Raw genomic sequence first — 20,563 nt, 5'->3', positions numbered from 1 at the left:
GTGACGACCTACTCTGCCACGACCGGGATCGACGCGGAACCGTGGTGAACAAGCAGTTCCGCGCTACCCGAAGCGGCGGCGAGTGCGGTGCGGGCGAGCTCGGGCAGAGAGTGCGAACTGGTGCGCTTCATGATGGAGGCCCGATGGTTTTCAACGGTCCTCTGGCTTATGCCAAGGTCGGCTGCGATGTTCTTGCTCGGATGCCCGGCGAGAACGAGATCCATGATCTGTCGTTGCCGTCCAGTTAGCCCGGCAACCTGATCGGTGGCGATCTGTCGCCACGCGGATTGCTTGCTCGAATCTCGCGCTTGTTCGAGCGCCCGGTGGATACCTGCGAGAAGTTCATGAGCGCTGACAGGCTTCTCAATGAAGTCGGATGCTCCGGCCTTCATGGCCTCGACAACCATATGCACGTCGCTCGTGCCGGTGATCATGATGGCAGGCAGATGGCTGTCGTCGGCGCTTAGCTTTTGAAGCAGTTCGAGTCCCTGCATGCCGGGGAGGTAGGCGTCTATCACAAGACAAGCGGCGTGGTCGCTGGGTTGATAGGCGCCCACGAAGTCTTCGCAGCTCTCATAGGTCTCGACGACAAAGCCTTCATTTTCCAGAACACGCTGCATCATCTCTTGTATATGGCGATCGTCATCGACCACGTATATGGTTGCGGGAGTCGTGGCATCCTTTACGCCCGGGGGCTCCGACTTCTGCCAGCGCAGCTCGGCTTGGGGCGGGGGCAGGAGGCGCTGAATAGTCTCTGCAAGTTCCTCTGGCTTAGTAGGCTTGCTAAGTTGGACGCAGTCCAGAGCCGCGACATCTTGCAGGGTTTTTGTTGAAATGTCTCCCGTCAGGATGATGACGGGAACATGTCGATGAAGTCTAGCACGAATGCGGTCGCAAGCCTGAAGGCCGTCCATGCCGTTAGGAAGATTGTAATCAGAGAGGATCAGGGCAGGGCGGACGGCGCCGCGCGCTACAAGATCAAGCGCCGCGACGCCGTCGGGCGCAGTCACAACATGATGGCCCTCAGCAGAAAGCAGCAGATCAAGAAGTTCTCTGAGCTCTCCATCGTCTTCGATGACGAGAATGGTCCCGGTTCGGCGCCGGTTCATCGCTGCTTCGTCGGTAACTCCCTCGTCCCGCCTGGGGCTATTCAATAAATCGATGATTGCCGTCTCACGCGCGACTTCGATGGCAAATACCGAACCACGCCCAAGATTGGACCGAACGGTGATATGATGACCTAATAGTTCGGCAAGTCTTTGGACGATTGGCAGACCGAGCCCTAGCCCTCGGCTTCTGTCGCGGGCCGGATTGTCGACTTGATGATACTCATTGAAGATCGATTCGAGTTCGCGGTCAGGTATTCCGATCCCGGTATCCCAGACCTCGATGCTCAGCGTCTTCCGGTACCGGCGCACGCCCAGCAGGATCTTTCCGTATCGCGTGTATTTCAGCGCATTGGCCAGAAGGTTCCGGATCATCTGCTCAAGAAGATGAGGATCCGTATGAATTGCTAGGCTACACGGAATAACGATCAGCTCAAGCCCCTGCGCCTCGACGTGATAAGCAAATTCATCCCGCATCCGGTCGAAAATCATCGCGATTGGGAAGGTGCTCGGTTTGGCGTTGACCGTGCCCGCGTCGATTTGGTTGATGTCCAAGAGTGTGTTCAGCATGCCGGACATTGCGGTCAATGTCGGGCTGAGCATGGCGACCAGCTTGTGCGCATTGTCGCTAAGCACTTTTCGGGCAAGCAGCCCTTGAATCAGTGACAGCGTCTGCAAAGGCTGCCGAAGATCGTGGCTTGCAGCCGCTAGGAAGCGGGATTTGGCGATATTGGCTGTCTCTGCGCGGCGCGTGGCATCCTCCAGAGCCTTGGCCGCAGTCTTGCGAGCGGTGATGTCCATGAAGGTTATGACCACACCCCCGACGCCGTTATCATGGGTCCGATACGGAGAGACCCGGCGGAGATACCAAGCGCCGGATTTTGCCTCAATTTCGCGTTGAATAGGGGCAAGGGTATCTAGAGTCGATCGAGCGTCTGCGAGCAGATCTGTGTCAGACGACAAAGCGTTGAGATCGGCCAGGGGGCGACCGATGTCACTCGTGATGACGCTGAACAGTGAGCGGGTAGCTGGGGTGAAGAAACGGATGTTGAGCTGCGAATCAAGAAAGAGTGTGGCGACATCCGTACTGTAGAGGATGTTCTTTAGATCGTTGGATGTTGTGCGCTGACTGTCGAGTGTTTCTTGCAACTGCCCATTGAGGGCCGTCAGTTCTTCGTTCAAAGATTGGAGCTCCTCCTTCGAGGTGAGGAGTTCCTCATTGGTCGACTGATATTCTTCGTTTACGGAAAGTGCCTCTTCATTAATTGCATTTTGCTCTTCATTAGAGATTTCGAGGCTATGGATGGCGCCGCGCAATTCAGCTCGCGTTGCCTCAAGCTCCTGTTCGAGTTCAGCCACCCGCGGCGCGTCGTGCGGTGCCAGAGGACGTCCACGTTTCTTCTCGTAGGTCTGGTCGTCGAGGAAGCAAATGAGCAGAAGCGACTCCCCGTCGTTCTCGACCGGCTCTATGGCGATGTTGAACGAAGGCCCGTTGGCGCCGCGGTCCAGACGTCCGCCGGGCACCAGAATGCGCGTGCGTTGTTCGTTGGCGCGATGAATCGCGGAGCGGAGCTTGGTCCGCATGCTTGGCCGTGCCATCGCAAGGAGATCATGGGTCGGATGGCCGGAGGGCACACTGAGGTAGCGGTCGGTCGGCCCAAGCGAATAGATGCACTCGTTCTTGCCATTGATCAAAAGGGCCGCCGGCGCGTAGCTCTCCATCACCTGCTTGCGGCAGAGTTCGGCCAGGGCCGCCTGCCTCGACAAACCAGAGCTCTGCCGCGGCCGGATCGACAGCCGGGCTCCATCGGCACTGCTGATGGCGAAGCCGATTTCCCCGGGCCGCGTGTGACCGATGCGTCGGTAAAGGCGCGCCGGCTTAGAGATGACCTCGAATCGCTCACCGGCATTTCCAGCTGTTTCGGACGAGCCGAGGAGAAGGATCCCGCCCGGGCGCAGCGCGAAATGGAACATGGACAGGACCCGCACTTGTGCTTCCAAGTCCAGATAGATCAGAAGATTGCGACAGGAAACCAGATCGAGCCGTGAGAAGGGCGGATCGGCCATGACGTCCTGCACGGTGAAGACGACCATGGCACGGAGCTCGGGCAGTATGCGGTAGCCATGGTCTTCCTTGGTGAAGAACCGGCTTAGACGTTGTGGGGACACGTCAGATTCGATTGCAATCGGGTAAAAGCCTTCCCGAGCACTCGCGATAGCTTCGGAATCCACATCGGAAGCGAAGACTTGTAGCTTGATAGAAAGATTTGCTGCCACGATCTCCTCACGGAAGAGGATGGCGAGAGAATAAGGTTCCTCACCCGTGCTACAGCCAGCAACCCATACGCGAAGAGCACGATCGAGAGGATGCTTGCGTACCAATTCGGGAATGATGGTTTTGGCGAGAAGGTCGAAGACTTTGGGGTCTCGGAAGAACTTTGTGACGTTGATTAAAAGATCCTTGGCAAGAAGCTCGACTTCAGGCGTATCGCTGTCCAACATCGCGTGATATTTCTGCATCTCGTCCGCTTCGATCCCGGCAAGGCTCATGCGTCGACGGATCCGACGCTGCAGGGTTCCTTGCTTGTAGTAGGTAAAGTCATGTGCAGTCTTGAGGCGCAGAAGGTCTATGATCTCGGTCAGCCCTGCGCCTGACCGGGGCGACGCACGGGTCGGCGCTGGTAGTATCTTCTGCTGAAGCCGATGAGCGAGGGCGGCCGGAATCTCCCTTACCCGGAGCACCTGATCGACCAGCCCGGTCATGATGGCGCTCCGCGGCATGCCATCGTAACCGGCCTCCTCGGGGTCTTGAGCAAGGACCAGTCCGCCGTGCTTCTTTATCGCGGCGAGTCCAACGCTGCCATCGGCGCCTGACCCAGAGAGGACGATGCAGCAGGCGTGCCCGCCGTAGGCTGTGGCGAGAGACTTCAGAAGGAAATCGAAGGGTAAGCGGGCGCCATGATGGGCGGTCGGGCGTGAGAGGTGCAGCGTGCCTTCGGTGACGGAAAGGTACATGCCTGGGGGAATGACATAAAGGTGCTCGACCTCGATCTTCATACCCTCGGTCGCCTGTCGCACGGTCAACGCGGTATGGTTGCCGAGCAGTTCCACCATCATGCTTTCATGGGATGGATCGAGATGCTGCACCAGGATGAAGGCTAAGCCAGTCTCGGCGGGCAGCAGCGCCTTTATGAATTCACGGCAGGCCTCTAGACCGCCCGCAGAGGCGCCAATGCCCACAACCGTCAGGTCGGCAGGGTCTCTGGTGCCGCGCGGTCGGCTCTCTGGCATGGGTGCGATACGCCTCAACAGGAAGGCCTTTAGCAGGCGTAGGAGCGACACTAGCACAAAGTTGAGAATGAGCGAGCGTGTTCGTCTGGACGGTTTGCAACACACCCTCGGGTCTCGTCGGGATTATCTTGATCAATTTGCTCGATCGACTTGGGTGTTTGAGTAGTTTCCGAGCCTGCCCAGCTAGGCGAAGACCCTTTACGGTCTGTGTTTCAAACGGAACCGCGTTATCCGCTTGCAAGCAGGCGGCCTCATCATGCCGTTATTTTGGAAAGGACCGTTCGCCATGCTTGTCGTCGTTGCTGCTTTCAGGGGTTACGCCATCGTGGCATCGGATGGTCGCATGGGGACCGTCTCGGATTGCCTCTATGATGACAGAAGTTGGAAGATCCGCTGGTTGGTTGTCGATACCGGAAGTTGGCTGACGGGCCGCAAGGTGCTGGTGCATCCGTCGGCCGTCGCCAAGCCGGACTATGAACACCATGAGTTAGCGGTGGCTCTGACGAGAGCGCAGGTGGAGGAAAGCCCGGATATTCGGAGCGATCAGCCGGTATCCCGAAAGGCAGAGCTGAACCTCAAGGACTACTACGGTTGGGACCCACTTTGGGGCGGGGGTGACTACTTCGGAGGCGGTTTTGGGATTGGTGCCGGCGGGATCGGCAAGCCGTTGTCGACGCCCTCATTCTTCGCCGCCGCGTCACATGACACGGACGAGGTCGAAGCGTCGCTCGCTGACAATGAGGCAGATCCCCATCTTCGCAGTACGACGGAGATTATTGGGTATCATGTTCACGCCACAGACGGATCGATCGGCCATATGGAGAACCTGCTCATCGACGACACCAGCTGGAGTATTCGCTACTTTATTCTAGATACAAAGAACTGGTGGATCGGTCGACATGTTCTGATTTCGCCCTATGCCGTGACGAAAACTAGCTGGGAAGACCACGACATCCAACTCAACGTTACCCGGGAAAAGGTCAAGAGCAGCCCGGCTTGGGATCCACTCGCTATGGTCGACCAGGTCTATGAGAAGGAACTGCATCATTATTACAATTGGCCGGGCTACGGTTTCCACTGACCGATTGGTAAGCACTGCGTAGAAAATTCGCATTCCTGATCCGGACGCATCTTGGGGGATATCGTCAGACCGGATGTTTGATCATCTCATACTTCTCAGCCTGAAATCGGCCTTACCAGACGCAAGAAGTGTTCCCCTGTGGTGGACCGGCAGTGAACTCCCTGGGCCACTAGAGCCATCGCGGCAAAGGATGGTTGACGCGTCTAGGAGCGAAGCAGTTCTCACTGACTGACGCCGCTCACGATGAGCTAAGTAGATTCCGATCCTGCCCTGGCCCTTTTGGGGGCGCTATAGATCGAGTGTGCCCAGATGCAGACTCGTCCAGTTCAAAGACGCCTTTCCGCCGCCTCAATCAAAGGAACCCTCTTAGGGATATCATGAAGCTTCAAATCGCCTTGAGTCCTGGAATAGGTGCTGGCAGCGGACACACCGCCGTAGGAGAGCCTCACCAAACTCCTTCAAGCGCCGCGCGTGACGCACGATGCGAGCAGAGAAGAGCGTCAAAGACCTTGCTTGATGCTGGAAAGCGTTCGCCAATCGCCTTTGGACCTATGCTCGATCGCCCGGAATCTGGCCAAAAGAGGCTCACGGCGACGAATCGATCCGGCGATTAGAGAAGCGGGCATGAGTGATGGCTCACCCTCCGACGGTCAGGCATCAAGAGAATCAAAGGCAGGTATTCGAACTTTCGATAGATCAACCCGCCGGATCAATGAGTCGCGTTCCTATCGTTTCCTGAATTCGTAGAGGCCGCAAGACGCCAAGTTACTAATTGCCGCGCTGCAGCCGAGAATTCACCAGTTTCAGGACATTCCACACGACGGGAAGATACCTAGTCCGAGCTTCACTGCATCGGCAGTGGTTGACGCTATGCACCCCGGCGTAGGGCTATTCCGTATCGCTGTTTTGTCAGAGAGGATCTTCGTGATGCTTGTCGTTTTAGCCGCTTTCAAAGGCTATGCCATTGAGGCCACCGACGGCAGCATGGGTACCGTGTCAGATTTTCTTTTCGACGATATGACTTGGAAGGTCCGTTGGTTGGTCGTCGATACCGGGACTTGGCTGAAGTCCCGCCGGGTGGTTGTGCATCCGGCGGCCATTCGGAAGGTTGATTACGAGCGGCGGGAGCTTCTCGTCACCCTAAAGATGGCCCAGGTGGAAGCAAGCCCGGGGATCGGTCACGATCAGCCGGTAAGTCGACAGGCGGAGCTAGACCTCTACGAATACTATGGCTGGGATCCGATTTGGGGTGGCGGAGGCTACTTCGGCGCGAGGAACGAAAGTGGTGCCGGTGGCGTCAAAGCGCCCCTGTCGCGGCCGCTTTTCAGAGCTCCGCCGCACCAACCCGGCGATGCGTCCCTCCTTGAAGTTGAGCAGGATCCCCACCTTCGCAGCGCAGCGGCCATGAACGGATACCATGTTCATGCAACGGAGGGGACGATCGGCCACATCGAAAATTTGTTAGTCGACGATACCAATTGGGATATCCGCTACGTCATCATAGACACCAGAGACTGGTGGCCAGGTAGCCACGTGCTGATCTCACCTTACGCCGTGACAGCGATTAGATGGGAGGACCATGACGTGCGCCTCAATGTTACCATTGCCGAGGTGAAGAGCAGCCCGGAATGGGACCCGTTCGCGATGGTGACGCAGGTGTACGAGAAAGAACTGCATCATCACTACAATTGGCCCGGCTATGGCTCCTACTGACCGGTCGGGGTCACATCGTCTAGGTATTTTCCGATACTGTTCGCTTTGAATCACACGGCGCTACTCTTTGAACGTGCCTCCGGCCGATCAAGCGGGAACTGCCTTCTATGGGTTTGGGAAAGTCCTATGAAGCGCCAATGACTTAAAGGATCAAACCTATGGACCATCCCGCCCCGAAGCTATCTCCGCCGGAGCCCGCCGTTGGTGACGTGACTGGCCCGGGCACGCGAACACTCACGGACAGCGAACTGCTGCGGATCAACGCCTATTGGCGCGCCGCCAATTATCTGTCGGTGGGACAACTCTACCTTTATGACAATCCGCTACTGCGTGAGGCGCTGACCATGGGCCATGTAAAGCCTCTGGTCGTTGGCCACTGGGGAACGACACCAGGCCAAAACTTCATCTACGTTCATCTCAATCGCGTCATCAAAGCCTATGACCTCGATATGATCTATATCGCAGGCCCGGGCCACGGTGGCCCCGCGCTGGTCGCCAACACCTATCTTGAAGGCAGCTATAGCGAAATCTACCCCAATATCAGCCAGGATGAAGCTGGTCTGAAGAGCCTGTTTACGCAGTTCTCCTTCCCCGGCGGCATCTCGAGTCATGTTGCACCAACAACCCCAGGTTCCATCCATGAAGGCGGCGAGCTCGGCTACTCGCTTAGCCATGCTTTTGGCGCCGCCTTTGACAATCCCGATCTGATCGTCGCCTGCATCGTGGGCGACGGAGAAGCGGAAACTGGCCCTCTCGCGACGGCATGGCAATCGAACAAGTTCCTGAGTCCCGTTCGCGACGGCGCGGTCCTACCGATCCTGCATCTTAATGGATTCAAAATTAGCAATCCGACGATCCTTGCGCGGATCGACCATGATGAACTGGAGCATTTCTTCCTTGGCTGCGGTTGGACACCCTATTTCGTGGAGGGCTCCGATCCGGAGACGATGCACGAACTGATGGCGACAACTCTCGCCAAGGCCATCGACCACATCAAACAGATTCAGACAGAGGCACGCGACGGCGGAAATAAGGGCCGGCCACGCTGGCCGATGATCGTGCTGCGGTCGCCGAAAGGCTGGACCGGCCCGGTCGAGGTCGACGGTCTCAAGATCGAAGGCACGTTCCGGGCCCATCAGGTGCCGCTGCTCGTCGACCCGGCACATCCGGAGCATGTCGCTCTTCTGGAGGCCTGGATGAAGAGCTACAAGCCCGAGGAACTGTTCGACATTGACGGAAAGCTAATCCCAGAACTCGCCGAATTGGCCCCACTGGGCGATCGGCGTATGGGCGCCAATCCGCACGCCAATGGTGGCATGTTGTTGCGCGACTTGCATATGCCGGACTTCCGCCGTCACGCCGTCGCGGTGCCCTCACCAGGGGCCGTCTCTGCCCAGGATACACTCGTGCTAGGTAACTTTTTTCGGGACATTGTGAAACTTAACCCGGACAATTTCCGTGTCTTCGGACCTGACGAAACCCTTTCCAACCTGCTTGGGGCGGTGTTCGAGGTTACGAACCGCCAATGGGAGGCAGTCGAGGTCTCTGGCGACGAATTCTTGTCGTCCGAAGGTCGCGTTCTCGACTCCATGTTGAGCGAGCATCAGTGCGAGGGTTGGCTTGAAGGTTATCTTCTGACCGGACGGCATGGTTTGTTCAATAGCTATGAGGCTTTCATACGCATCGTGGATTCGATGTTCAGCCAGCATGCGAAATGGCTGAAGGTCACGCGCGAACTGCCCTGGCGCAGAAACATCGCTTCGCTGAACTATCTTCTCGCGTCACATGTCTGGCAGCAGGACCACAACGGTTTCACGCATCAGGATCCAGGCTTTCTGGATCACGTCATCAACAAGAAGGCGGACATTGTCCGGGTCTACCTACCGCCGGATGCGAACTGCCTTTTGTCGACCTTCGACCATTGCCTGCGCAGCCGCCACTACGTGAACGTGGTCGTCGCCGGAAAGCACGCCCTTCCGCAATGGCTCTCGATGGAAGCGGCGATCGTCCATTGCACAGAAGGCATCGGCATCTGGCAGTGGGCCAGCAACGATCAGGCCAGCGAGCCTGATGTGGTCATGGCCTGCTGCGGCGATACGCCCACGCTAGAGGTGTTGGCGGCGGTTTCCATCCTCCGCGAGTATATGCCAGCATTGAGGATTCGCGTCGTCAACGTAGTCGATTTGATGAAGATACAATCTGCGAGTGAGCACCCGCATGGCCTCAGGGAAACAGACTACGATGCCCTGTTCACCCGCGACAAACCCATCATCTTCGCTTTCCACGGCTACCCGTCGCTGATCTACGGATTGACCTATCGCAGGGCCAACCGTCAGCTGCATGTGCGCGGCTATATGGAAGAAGGCACCATCACGACCGCCTTCGACATGCGCGTTCAAAACAAAATTGATCGCTTCCATCTCGTGCAGGATGTGTTGGACAATCTGCCGCGGCAAAGCACGGAAGGCAGTTATCTCAAGCAGGTCATCCAGGACAAGCTGATCGAACACAAAATCTACATCGACAAGCATGGTGAGGACCTGCCCGAGGTCCGGAACTGGAGATGGGGCCAACCCTCGTGAATGCGCGACAGCTGGTCGACACCGCCCACGCGCTGGTAGGCAGCGGCAAGGGTCTGCTGGCAATGGATGAGAGCAATGGGACCTGCAACAAGCGCTTTGCCGCCGAAGACATCGCACAGACGGAACCAATGCGGCGCGCTTACCGAGAGCTGCTTGTAACGACACCGAATCTTGGCTCCTGCATCAGCGGTGCCATCCTCTATGACGAGACCATCCGGCAGAGCACGGCCAGCGGCGTGCCCTTCGCCACCGTCCTAACCGAAGCGGGGATCGTTCCCGGAATCAAGGTCGATATCGGTGCGAAGGCGCTAGCCGGGCGGGCGGGTGAGACGATCACCCGCGGCCTGGACGGCCTGCGGGAACGCCTGTCGGACTATGCGGCGATGGGTGCGCGCTTTGCCAAATGGCGGGCGGTCATCGCCTTGGGTAAGGGGTTGCCGAGCCGGGCATGTCTCGCCGCGAATGCAGAGGCTCTCGCTGGCTATGCGGCCCTCTGTCAGGAGGCCGGGCTTGTTCCAATCGTCGAGCCTGAAGTGCTCATGGCGGGCGACCACGATTTGGATCGGTGCCGTCTGGTCACGGAAGAGGCACTGCATGCGGTGTTCGCAGCCCTCTACGAGCAGGGGGTCTTGCTGGAGGGCCTGATCCTCAAGCCAAACATGATTCTGCCGGGACTAGACAGTCGGCTCCAGCCAAGCGCTGACGTTGTTGCCGCCGCCACCATTTCAACCTTGCAACGCGTGGTGCCTGCCGCCGTCGCGGGGATTGCCTTCCTCTCTGGTGGCCAATCAGCCGAACTGGCTTCTGAGCGTCTCAACGCGATGAACGTCATGGGGAAAGCTATGGCCACGCGCGTGCCTTGGCCTCTCGTCTTCTCCTTCGCGCGTGCCATTCAGCGCCCCGCCCTGCACATTTGGAACGGCGAAGGCGACAACGCGGCGCGTGCGCAGGAGGCCCTCTTCCATCGCGCCAATTGCAACCGCGCCGCTCTGCGGGGCGACTATAGCGCCGCGATGGAGGCCGGCTGACCATGCAATCGAAGGATCCTGGCGTGTATGTGTTACGCCACGGGGAGACAGCGTGGTCCCTCTCCGGGCAGCATACGGGACGAACCGACATCCCCCTCACCGAGCGCGGGGAAGCTGAGGCGGAGGCATTGGTGCCTTGGCTGCGCGGCATCGACTTCACGCATGTGCGGGCAAGTCCGATGCGACGAGCGCGACGCACCTGTGAGCTGGCGGGCCTGGGACGTTCGGTCGAGGTCGATGATGACCTGTCAGAATGGAACTACGGTGACTATGAGGGCTTGACCTCCGCCCAAATTCACAAGAGCCGCCCCGATTGGGCCGTTTATCGGGATGGCGTGCCAGGTGGAGAGACGCCCGATGCCATCTCTGTCCGCGCCGATCGCGTGATCCAGCACCTTGGCGCACTGAAGGGCAGTGTCGCGCTCTTTACGCATGGCCAGTTCGCAAGCGCGCTCGCGGCCCGGTGGATCGGATTGCCCGTCATCAGTGCTCAGCATTTCATGCTGAGTACGGCGTCGCTTAGCATCCTGGCCTATAACCCGAGCCACCCAGACACCCGCGTGATCGCGTTGTGGAACGGGGTTCCATCAGTGCTCAGAGACGTCAAATGACCGCTGGCAACCGAATCCTGGAGGCGACCTCCACATGCAGCAGTTGATCGCGGGAAACTGGAAGATGCATGGTCTGACCGGTCAGCTACCGTTGATAGAAGCGATCTGTCGGGCGTCCGCCCGGTCTCCGGCCGACATCCTGATTTGCCCGCCGTTTACACTGATTGCGCGGGCAGCCGAGATTGCGGCTGGCCGCATCGCAATTGGCGGCCAGGACTGCGCCATCACCGAGACCGGTCCGTGCACGGGTGACGTGAGCGCCGAGATGCTCAAAGATGCGGGTGCCACCGCCGTTATCCTCGGTCATTCGGAGCGTCGCCATCACCACGGCGAAACCAACGCCGTGGTATTCGCCAAGGCGCAAGCTGCCGCTGAACAGGGCCTGTCAACGATCATCTGCATCGGTGAGACGCAAGGTCAACGCATCGCCGGTGCTGCCTTGACCGTCTGCGCAGAGCAGATCGCGGGGAGCGTCCCATCTCAAAGCCATTCGTCGCGGCTGGTGATCGGTTATGAGCCGCTGTGGGCGATCGGTTCCGGGGTTGTACCCTCTGCCGACGAGATCGTCGAAGTCCATCGGCATATACGGGCTTGTCTGATCGCTCATATTGGTGCCGAGGCGCTGAATGTTCGCATTCTTTATGGCGGCTCCGTCAACCCATCCAACGCCGCGTCTATCCTACGACTGCCAGAGGTAGGGGGAGCCCTCGTGGGCGGAGCGAGCCTGGCAGTGACGGAGTTCGCATCCGTCATCCAGGCGGTGCCATGCCAGCAGAACAGGAGTTGATTGTGTCTCATCCCGACCACGCTGCTCTGCAAAATTCTGATCTCAATCCCTTTCTTTTTGCCGATGTCGGTACCGAACTGAATGGCTCGACCTTGACCATGCTTTCGGTGTTGGCGCGTCTGGGCCAAGACCCCTGGGTTCAGGCCGCTCGTTGGTCGAAGCTGCCTAAGGCTATGGCGATTGATCGCCTGGTCGCCGCGATCACCGATATTCCGTTTTCCTCCGGAAGCGCTTTCGAGACGAAGACGGTGGCGGCCCGCCTCGTGATGCTGCTGCCGGCCCAGCAAGGGCTGTCGGGCCTAAAAAATACGCCCTTTGCTGACAAGACGGCAATGCGTGTGTTCGGAACCTCGCGCGGTGCCGATATGCCGCGATGGCTGCCAATGGCTCTGCTGGTCTTCTCATTGCTTCTGGGATTCGGATTCAATCTCATACATGCATCGAGCGGGGGCGCCGCTTCGCCCGAGATTAGCCAGACCAAGGCTCAAACTGCCGCTCCCGCTCCCTTGGACGAAGAGCACTGAGCGGGCTCAGTGCCGACATCCAACCCATGTCACAAGATTGGGTAACAGAATGACTGCTAAAGCTGACGCCCCCGCTAGCCCGATCCCGATACCCGCGTGGAATGCTTGCAAAGCCGCGTGGACGCGGCTGCCGATGGCCGATCGGGAAAAGCAATTGAAGTCGTCTCCCGGCGGCTTCACGCAGGGCAAAGAATGACAACGGAACCGGCCATGGATCCGGCTGGGTCGCGCGTCCCGACGATCAATGGGGGCTCGTCCAGCATCAAGTTCGGGCTGTTCAAGGCGAGCGGCACGCTCCGACGTATCCTGGGAGGCGAGCTTGAGCCGATCGGAACCCCGCATGCCAGCTTGAGCGTGAAAGCCAAGACGCAAAGCGATAGTTTCTCGCGGCCGGTGGCGGCGGCTAATCACACCGCGGCGGTGGACGTACTGCTAGCGTGGATCGGTGAACACAGCGGACGCCAAGCATTGGCCGCGGTGGGACATCGTGTGGTCATGGCGGCCCGACCTACGGCGAGCCGCAGCAAGTCACCGCAGAAATGGTCAAAGAACTCCACCGGCTCAGCCCCTTCGATCCTGAGCATCTGCCGCTTGAAATCGAATTGCTGGAGGCGTTCACCCAGCGTCACCCGGAACTACCCCATGTGGCCTGCTTTGACACCGCGTTTCATCGCACCATGCCGCGCGTTGCCACTGTTTTGCCGATCCCGCGGCGCTATGAAGCGGCCGGGGTCCGACGTTACGGGTTTCACGGGCTGTCCTACGAATTCCTCATGGCGGAACTCGCACGTCTCGGGGACCCGGCGGCACTTAAGGGGCGTGTGATTCTTGCGCATTTAGGCAATGGCGCAAGCCTGGCCGCGGTCCTAGATGGCAGGAGCGTCGATACGAGCATGAGCTTCACGCCGACGGCGGGATTGGTTATGAGCACCCGCTCGGGCGATCTGGATCCGGGCTTGATCTCGTACTTCGCACGAACCGACCAAATGAGTCAGGCCTCGTTTCAGAAAATGGTACCTCATGAATCCGGCCCGCTTGGCGTGTCGGAGACTAGAGGGTGTTATGAACCTGCGGCGATGGCTGCGGCTTGTCTGAGCATGAGACAAGCAAAGGCCACGATGTGCAGGCTGGCCAGCGTTGTTGCGTATCGCTCATAATCCTTGACGAGCCTCCGGCAGCGCGTTGCCCAGGCGAATGAGCGCTCCACGACCCAGCGTCGTGGCAATAGGACGAAACCGCGCTTGGCTTCGGAGAGCTTGATCACCTCCAATGCCATGCCTTCCGCCTGCGCCGCGGCTGCAGGCTTGGGTCCGGTGTAGCCCTGGTCAACGTAAGCCAGTTCGACGGTTTGCCCCGTCGCTTCCTGCACGGCCTGAGCCAAACGACCGACTTCGGCACGGTCATCGACGTTGGCAGGCGTCACGTGCAACGCCAGCATGTGGCCCAGCGTATCAACGGCCAGATGCAGCTTGGAACCCTTCTTGCGCTTGGCGCCGTCATAGGCTGCCCGCGTTCCGCTCTCCGGCGTAGACCGCAGCGTGCGGCTGTCAAAGATCGCCGCTGTCGGCTCGGCATTGCGCCCGGCCGCCATCCGCAGCACAGCGCGGAGATCCTGCGCCAACGCCTCGAAGCATTCCGCCGCCATCCAACGCTGCGTCTGCTGATAGACTGCCGCCCATGGTGGCAGGTCATTCGGCATGGCGCGCCAGGCGATCCCGTAGCGGATCAGATAGCGCAGGCCGTTGAATAACTCCCGCAGGGAATGCTGACGTTGGGCGGCATCCTCCCGCATCAGCGCCAGGTAGGGAGCAACGAGGCTCCACTCCTCATCAGAAACGTCAGAGGGATACGGCTTGCGAGCGGGCGTCATCCATCATGACTGCACCAGACCCGTTCAAAAGTACATAACACCCTCTAGTTCCGACACGCGCGACCTGCTCGACCGCGAAACCGACGACGTGCGGGCGGCCGAGGCGGTCGCGCTGTTCTGCTACCAGACCAAGAAATGGATCGGCTCATTCGCAGCCGCGATGGGCGGAGTCGATACGCTGGTCTTCGCCGGTGGGATCGGCGAGAACGCGCCCCCTGTCCGTAAGCGGGTCTGCGAGGGTCTTGGCTTCCTCGGCATCGAACTTGACCTGGAATCCAACGCGAACAGTGGGCCGCTGATCTCGTCGGCCAGTAGTCCGGTCAAGGTACGGGTGATCCGTACCGATGAGGAGCTCATGATCGCGAAATCCGTTGCTCGCGTTCTCGATCTGGGTCAACGAGCGAAACCATAGAGCATCGCGCTCGCCAGGAGCAGCTCTTTCGCATTCACGCCTGTGCGGGCGGGTCAGTCGACTAGTCAAAGCGGCGTGCCTCAGTTTAAATTTCGCGTTGGCATACAATTCCGAGACGATGCGCTGGAAGGTCTTTCCCAGTTTGAAGCCTGATTAATTGAGTTTCCGATCCAGAAGATTGTGTTCTGGAGAAGACGATACGCTCACGCGACAGGATGTGACTTTCTAGCGTTGCAGGTAGAGCCAGAATGTTCGCAAAACACTCTAGCGAGACAAAAATGACCCTCGTCGGCAACTTTGCAGCCCTTTAGGACGATGCCCTTCGCGGGGGAAAGAGACGCCTATGACGCTCGCGTGTACACCGAGCCGGCAGAGCTGCCGCACGATGTGGCTTAGGCCTGCCCAAAGCCTTTGCATACATCCCATCGCCGGGGAGCGGCCGCGTGAGTAGTTTCCGAATCTCCCGTTGGCGACGTGTGACCATTAAGGTCTGGTTAACCGAACGCTGCACCAGCCCTCGTGCCCATGTCGCCGGAGGACAACCAATAGCCCAGCGGGCGGTCGGCGAGTTTCAGTTTAAGCGAAAGCGGGATCATCCACGGAGTCGCGAGCTTGAATACAGTCGTTGCGACATCAGGCCCGCCAGGGGGTTCGTGCTCAACCAGGCTTTGAATAAGCAGGCGACGCTCGCCGCCTGCTGTCACGCGGCCAGCTGCGGCAATTACATCATCGCGACGGAGGGTGCCGAAGATCCTCTCCCGGTGTTGGACACTGCAACCTGGCGCATAGCAAAAGAAAGAAAGGGCAGCCATGACCGAACCCAAGGCCAAACCTGAGGCGGATACGGCTGCCACGCCCAAGGCAAAACCGGCACCCGACGCGAGAAATGATCTGAAAACTCTGCCGATGGCGGAAGTCGAAAAGAAATTGGGTTCGTCGCCCGAGGGCCTTACCCAAGCTGAGGCGCAGAAACGGCTGAAGCAATACGGGCCGAACGAGATCGAGGAGAAGAAGACCAATCCGGTCCTGAAATTCCTCTCTTATTTCTGGGGCCCAATCCCATGGATGATTGAGGTTGCGGTGGTGCTGTCCGGTGTCGTTCGGCATTGGCCAGACTTTTTCATCATTCTGCTGTTGTTGATGGCCAATGCCGTCGTTGGATTCTGGGAAGAACGCCAGGCCGGCAATGCCATCGATGCATTAAAAGCCAAACTAGCGATCAAAGCCCGCGTAAAACGCGATGGCAAGTGGGTCACGCCGTCGGCGCGGGAATTAGTGCCAGGTGACGTCATACGGTTGCGTTTGGGGGACATCGTGCCCGCGGACGCGCGCCTCCTGGAAGGCGACGAAGTATCTGTCGACCAATCGGCGCTCACGGGTGAGTCCTTGCCGAAGACCAGCAAGCCGGGCGATGCGATCTTCTCGGGGTCGATCATCCGCCGCGGCGAGATCGGGGCCTTGGTCTATGCGACGGGTGGGAAAACCTATTTTGGCAAGACGGCTGAGCTCGTGCAGTCGGCCGTCACCGTCAGTCATTTCCAGAAAGCGGTACTGAGGATCGGCAATTACCTCATTATGCTGGCGGTGGTCATGGTGGCGATCATCATCGGCATGGGCCTCTACCGCGGCGACCCGATTCTCACGACGTTGCAATTCGCCCTCGTGCTGACTGTGGCGGCAATCCCGGTGGCAATGCCGACAGTGCTATCCGTCACGATGGCGGTCGGGGCGCGACTGCTCGCGAAGAAGCAGGCGATCGTCAGCAAGCTGGTTGCAATCGAGGAACTGGCCGGTGTGGACGTTCTTTGTGCCGACAAGACCGGCACCTTAACGCAGAACAAGCTGACCCTGGGTGAGCCGTTCTGTTTGGATAAGATCACGGCCGACCAGGTCATCCTTGCCGGCGCCCTGGCCTCGCGAGCGGAAAACGACGACACGATCGATCTCGCCGTCCTCGGCGGCCTCAAAGACAAAGCGGTTCTAAAGCCTTATCAAGTTACGCATTTCCAACCTTTTGATCCAGTGCATAAGCGCACCGAGGCGACCGTCAAGCACAAGGATGGTAAGACGTTCAAGGTGACGAAGGGGGCGCCGCAGGTCATCGTGGCCTTGTCGGACAATGCGTCTGCCGTGAAACCTGCCATCGACAAGGCCGTCAACGACTTTGCCGCGCGCGGCTTTCGTGCTCTCGGTGTCGCCCGGGCGGATGGCGATGGGAAGTGGCAGCTTTTAGGTGTGCTCCCGCTGTTCGATCCACCGCGTGAAGATGCCAAGGCCACGATCGCGACCGCGGCCGCGATGGGCGTGAAGATCAAGATGGTGACGGGCGATGCGCTGGCAATCGCAAAGGAGACTGCGAAGACCTTAGGAATGGGGACAAACATCCTCGACGGTGCAACACTTGGTGATGCGAAGACCGAGGAAACTGCGGCGATAGCGAAATCCATCGAAGATGCTGACGGCTTCGCGCAGGTGTTCCCCGAGCACAAATTCCATATCGTCGACGTCCTCCAGAAGCATGGCCACATCGTGGGCATGACGGGCGACGGAGTGAATGATGCCCCGGCGCTCAAGAAGGCGGATTGCGGTTTCGCGGTTTCTGGGGCGACGGATGCGGCCCGTGCAGCGGCCTCCATCGTGCTGGTCGCCCCTGGGTTATCGGTGATTATCGAAGCGCTCAAGGAGAGCCGGAAGATCTTTCAGCGGATGAACAGTTACGCGATGTACCGCATCGCCGAGACACTGCGCGTCCTCCTGTTTATGACACTCGCGATCGTGATCTTCAATTTCTACCCGCTGACGGCGATTATGATCGTGATGCTGGCGTTGCTGAATGACGGCGCAATTCTGTCCATCGCCTATGACAACGTCACCTACAGGAATCAGCCTGAAGCATGGAACATGCGTCTGGTTCTTGGCATCGCCACTGTGCTGGGACTCGTCGGTCCGATCGCCGCGTTCGGACTGTTCTTCCTCGGTGACCGCGTCTTTCATCTTGGCCATCCGCAACTCCAAACGATGATGTATCTCATGCTATCCGTCGCCGGGCATTTGACGATCTTCCAGACCCGCACGCGTGGCCCCTGGTGGTCAACTCGCCCCGCCTGGATTCTGCTAGCGGCGGTAGTCGGAACCCAGACGGTGGCCACGCTTGTTGCGGTGTATGGCGCCTGGCTCGTGACGCCGCTTGGCTGGAAGTATGCGGCGATGGTTTGGGCATACGCCTTCGCTTGGTTCCTCTTGACCGACCCGGTGAAGCTGCTCGCATATAAGTTCTTTGATACGGGCAAAGCGACGCCAAAGCACGAAGCAAAGGCCCAGACCAAGCCCGAAAACAAAGCCGAAGCGAAGCCCGACGCAAAATCCGACGCAAAACCCGAGGCGGAGTCAGAAGCCAAAGCGACGTCCAAGCCAGACGGCAAGACCGAATCCAAGGCAAACTCTAGGCAAGAGACCACAGCCGACGCGAAGCCCAAAGCGTCGGGCCCGTCTAAGCCGGACCAAAAGCCCGAGGCCGCCCCCGAAGCAGATCCTGCGCCCAAGCCAGATGTCGGGTCCGATATCAAGGTCAAGGCCGAACCCGACACACATGCAGAACCCACTTCCGAGGTAAAGGTCGAGGACGCGCCCGCAGCTGCCATTGTACCCAAGCCCAACGCAAAGGCCGGGTCGAAAGCTGCGGTTGGTCCGAAGCCGGACACAGGACCCGACGACGCATCCGTGCTCGAAAGGACCCTCGGTGACCTTCTTCTCTCCGGTATAGCCAAAGATCCCGGGGATGCAGGGCGTCTCATAGCCGCAGCTATCGCCAAAGTCGAACCGGCCGTCGCTGTCGCGAAGACGGCTGGCGCCGAAGCCAAACCCGAGCAGGGAGGCGCGTCCATAACTAAGCCCGAAGACGGAACCGAGAAGCCGCCGGCGGCAACGCCAAGGGCTGCAGAATAAGTCAATGCACTTGGGTGGCCGTCCGCTAATAGAACGAACGACATACGTTGCACTCGGAAGATTGTCTCGGACTGGAGCATGTTGGTAATGGAAGTGAAAGCTATGACACGTGCCTCGGTCTGCCCTACACGAAACGCCGTCGCCCAGTGCGGTGAATTGCACGCAGTCCAGGTCGCCTCGTGACTTGCGCAAGTGAGGGCCGGAAGGAATATGCAGGCCCTGCAACGACATTGGAGGAGCGGGTCGGCCGGCCCCCACAAGTGATCAACCGTTTCGTCTACATCGCTGTAGGCATTGCGGCCCTGGGCGGTCTACTGTTCGGCTATGACACGGGTGTCATCTCGGGCGCCATCTTATTTATCAAAGCCGAGTTTTCCCTCTCACCCACGATGGAAGAGCTCGTTGTCAGCGCCGTCCTGCTGGGTGCGGCGCTCGGCGCCGCCGCCGGAGGCGCTCTGACAGGCCGGTTTGGGCGTCGCAAGATGATCATCCTTTCCGGCATTATCTTCACGCTCAGCGCGATTGGCACGGCATTGGCGCCATCCGTCGGCTATCTGATCGGCGCGATGGTGGCGAGTGGCATAGGCATCGGGATCGCTTCGTTTATCTCGCCCATGTACATAGCCGAACTCGCCCCGGCAGAAGCGCGCGGTTCCTTGGTGGCTGTCAACATGCTGGCTATTACGACTGGCATCCTAACGGCCTATCTGGTGGACTACGCATTTTCGGCGAGTCATGGGTGGCGCTACATGTTTGCTCTCGCCGTGGCGCCGTCCGTCGGCCTCGTCATCGGCATGTGGTGGCTGCCCGACAGTCCACGCTGGCTGATCAGCAAGTCGAAGATCGACGAGGCGCGAAAAATCTTACAGCGTGCGCGGACGACATCGGACGTAGACCCAGAGATCAAGAATATCCAGAAGAGTATGGCGGAGCAAGACGAAGGCGGGATGGCCGGGCTGTTGCAGCCGTCGTTGCGGATGCCGATGATCGTCGGCCTTGGTCTGGCAACGTTTCAGCAGATCACCGGCATCAACACGGTCATCTACTACGCCCCGACCATCTTTAAGTTCGTTGGCATTAGCGCTGCGGGGCCGGCCATTCTGGCGGGTGCGGGTTTGGCCGCCGTCATGTGGTGCTTTCACGTGCTGGCGATCTTTCTGCTGGACCGGATTGGCCGTCGGCCCCTGCTGTTGACGGGCGTGGCCGGCCAGATCGTCGGCTTGGGCGTCCTGGGCGCCGCATTCCAATTTCCGCAATTGGTGAGCTTCAAGAGCGACGTGGCCATCACAGGGCTGGTGATCTACGTCGCTTGCTTTGCTTTTGGGCTCGGGCCAATCTTTTGGCTCCTGATCTCTGAGATTTATCCACTGAAGAATCGCGGCATTGCCATGAGCGCCGTCACCGTCACCAACTGGGTCATGAATCTCTTGGTCGCTGTGACGTTCCTGAGTCTGGTCGCGGTCCTGGGGCATGCCCACACGTTCTGGTTCTATGGCCTCGTCGCGGTCGGCGCATGGACTTTCTTCTACCGGCTGGTGCCGGAAACGAAGGGGAAAACCCTGGAGCAGATCGAAGCGCACTGGCGGTCCGGCAAAGCACCTCGCAAACTATGA

General features: G+C 59.1%; 12 protein-coding genes and 1 pseudogene. 11 read left to right on the top strand and 2 right to left on the bottom strand.

Annotation, left to right across the window (positions count from 1 at the left end; all coding sequences use genetic code 11):
• Window positions 1-8: 8 nt before the first annotated feature.
• Window positions 9-4,397 (bottom strand): chemotaxis protein CheB, encoded by a 4,389-nt coding sequence (locus QP803_RS11265; RefSeq protein WP_284943581.1) that lies wholly within the window; start codon window positions 4,395-4,397, stop codon window positions 9-11.
• A gap of 286 nt (window positions 4,398-4,683) precedes the next feature.
• Between QP803_RS11265 and QP803_RS11260 the strand changes: the two genes are divergently transcribed.
• From QP803_RS11260 to QP803_RS11225, 8 genes and pseudogenes are all read left to right on the top strand, one after another.
• Window positions 4,684-5,478: a PRC-barrel domain-containing protein gene (locus tag QP803_RS11260; RefSeq protein ID WP_284943580.1), complete on the top strand. Its 795-nt coding sequence runs from the start codon at window positions 4,684-4,686 to the stop codon at window positions 5,476-5,478.
• Window positions 5,479-6,405: 927 nt separating this feature from the next.
• Window positions 6,406-7,191: a PRC-barrel domain-containing protein gene (locus QP803_RS11255; RefSeq protein ID WP_284943579.1), complete on the top strand. Its 786-nt coding sequence runs from the start codon at window positions 6,406-6,408 to the stop codon at window positions 7,189-7,191.
• 158 nt (window positions 7,192-7,349) lie between these two features.
• Complete coding sequence (locus tag QP803_RS11250) at window positions 7,350-9,773, top strand: phosphoketolase family protein (RefSeq protein WP_284943578.1); 2,424 nt, start codon at window positions 7,350-7,352, stop codon at window positions 9,771-9,773.
• On the top strand, window positions 9,755-10,801 hold the full coding sequence (locus QP803_RS11245; RefSeq protein ID WP_284943577.1) for a class I fructose-bisphosphate aldolase: 1,047 nt from the start codon (window positions 9,755-9,757) through the stop codon (window positions 10,799-10,801). Before QP803_RS11250 ends, QP803_RS11245 begins: the two co-directional genes overlap by 19 nt.
• Window positions 10,802-10,824: 23 nt before the next feature.
• Window positions 10,825-11,412 carry a histidine phosphatase family protein gene (locus tag QP803_RS11240; protein WP_284943576.1) on the top strand — a complete coding sequence of 196 codons (588 nt, stop codon included), beginning with the start codon at window positions 10,825-10,827 and terminating at the stop codon, window positions 11,410-11,412.
• 34 nt (window positions 11,413-11,446) lie between these two features.
• On the top strand, window positions 11,447-12,199 hold the full coding sequence (gene tpiA, locus QP803_RS11235; RefSeq protein WP_284943575.1) for a triose-phosphate isomerase: 753 nt from the start codon (window positions 11,447-11,449) through the stop codon (window positions 12,197-12,199).
• Complete coding sequence (locus QP803_RS11230; RefSeq protein ID WP_284943574.1) at window positions 12,178-12,723, top strand: hypothetical protein; 546 nt, start codon at window positions 12,178-12,180, stop codon at window positions 12,721-12,723. Before tpiA ends, QP803_RS11230 begins: the two co-directional genes overlap by 22 nt.
• Before the next feature lie 192 nt (window positions 12,724-12,915).
• Window positions 12,916-13,880, top strand: a pseudogene (locus QP803_RS11225) (acetate/propionate family kinase).
• Here QP803_RS11225 and QP803_RS11220 read toward each other — a convergent pair.
• Complete coding sequence (locus tag QP803_RS11220) at window positions 13,784-14,593, bottom strand: IS5 family transposase (protein WP_284943573.1); 810 nt, start codon at window positions 14,591-14,593, stop codon at window positions 13,784-13,786. The pseudogene QP803_RS11225 and the gene QP803_RS11220 overlap by 97 nt on opposite strands.
• On the opposite strand from QP803_RS11220, the gene QP803_RS11215 reads away from it, so the two are divergent.
• The 3 genes from QP803_RS11215 to QP803_RS11205 all read left to right on the top strand — a co-directional run bounded on the left by QP803_RS11215 (window position 14,577) and on the right by QP803_RS11205 (window position 20,563).
• The gene (locus QP803_RS11215; protein WP_284943572.1) at window positions 14,577-15,005 is read left to right on the top strand and encodes a hypothetical protein; all 429 of its coding nucleotides are present in this window, start codon (window positions 14,577-14,579) and stop codon (window positions 15,003-15,005) included. The two genes, QP803_RS11220 and QP803_RS11215, sit on opposite strands and share 17 nt — an antisense overlap.
• Before the next feature lie 810 nt (window positions 15,006-15,815).
• Window positions 15,816-18,950, top strand: coding sequence for a plasma-membrane proton-efflux P-type ATPase (locus QP803_RS11210; RefSeq protein ID WP_284943571.1), 3,135 nt, complete (start codon window positions 15,816-15,818; stop codon window positions 18,948-18,950).
• Between the two features lie 260 nt (window positions 18,951-19,210).
• A complete protein-coding gene (locus QP803_RS11205) occupies window positions 19,211-20,563 on the top strand; it encodes a sugar porter family MFS transporter (RefSeq protein ID WP_284943570.1) in 1,353 nt (450 codons plus the stop codon).

The organism is Acidisoma sp. PAMC 29798 (assembly GCF_030252425.1).
In the GTDB taxonomy this organism is placed as follows: Bacteria; Pseudomonadota; Alphaproteobacteria; order Acetobacterales; family Acetobacteraceae; genus Acidisoma; species Acidisoma cladoniae.
The sequence above is the reverse complement of the archived record's forward strand: the minus strand, read 5'-3'. Positions and strand labels throughout refer to the sequence as shown.

Excerpts from the sequence above, each read along its gene's own strand:
- QP803_RS11230 (WP_284943574.1), top strand. The coding sequence starts at position 12,178 with ATGCCAGCAGAACAGGAGTTGATTGTGTCTCATCCCGACCACGCTGCT.
- QP803_RS11260 (WP_284943580.1), top strand. The coding sequence starts at position 4,684 with ATGCTTGTCGTCGTTGCTGCTTTCAGGGGTTACGCCATCGTGGCATCG.
- QP803_RS11245 (WP_284943577.1), top strand. The coding sequence starts at position 9,755 with ATGGGGCCAACCCTCGTGAATGCGCGACAGCTGGTCGACACCGCCCAC.
- QP803_RS11265 (WP_284943581.1), bottom strand. The coding sequence starts at position 4,397 with ATGCCAGAGAGCCGACCGCGCGGCACCAGAGACCCTGCCGACCTGACG.
- tpiA (WP_284943575.1), top strand. The coding sequence starts at position 11,447 with ATGCAGCAGTTGATCGCGGGAAACTGGAAGATGCATGGTCTGACCGGT.
- QP803_RS11250 (WP_284943578.1), top strand. The coding sequence starts at position 7,350 with ATGGACCATCCCGCCCCGAAGCTATCTCCGCCGGAGCCCGCCGTTGGT.
- QP803_RS11255 (WP_284943579.1), top strand. The coding sequence starts at position 6,406 with ATGCTTGTCGTTTTAGCCGCTTTCAAAGGCTATGCCATTGAGGCCACC.
- QP803_RS11220 (WP_284943573.1), bottom strand. The coding sequence starts at position 14,593 with ATGACGCCCGCTCGCAAGCCGTATCCCTCTGACGTTTCTGATGAGGAG.
- QP803_RS11210 (WP_284943571.1), top strand. The coding sequence starts at position 15,816 with ATGACCGAACCCAAGGCCAAACCTGAGGCGGATACGGCTGCCACGCCC.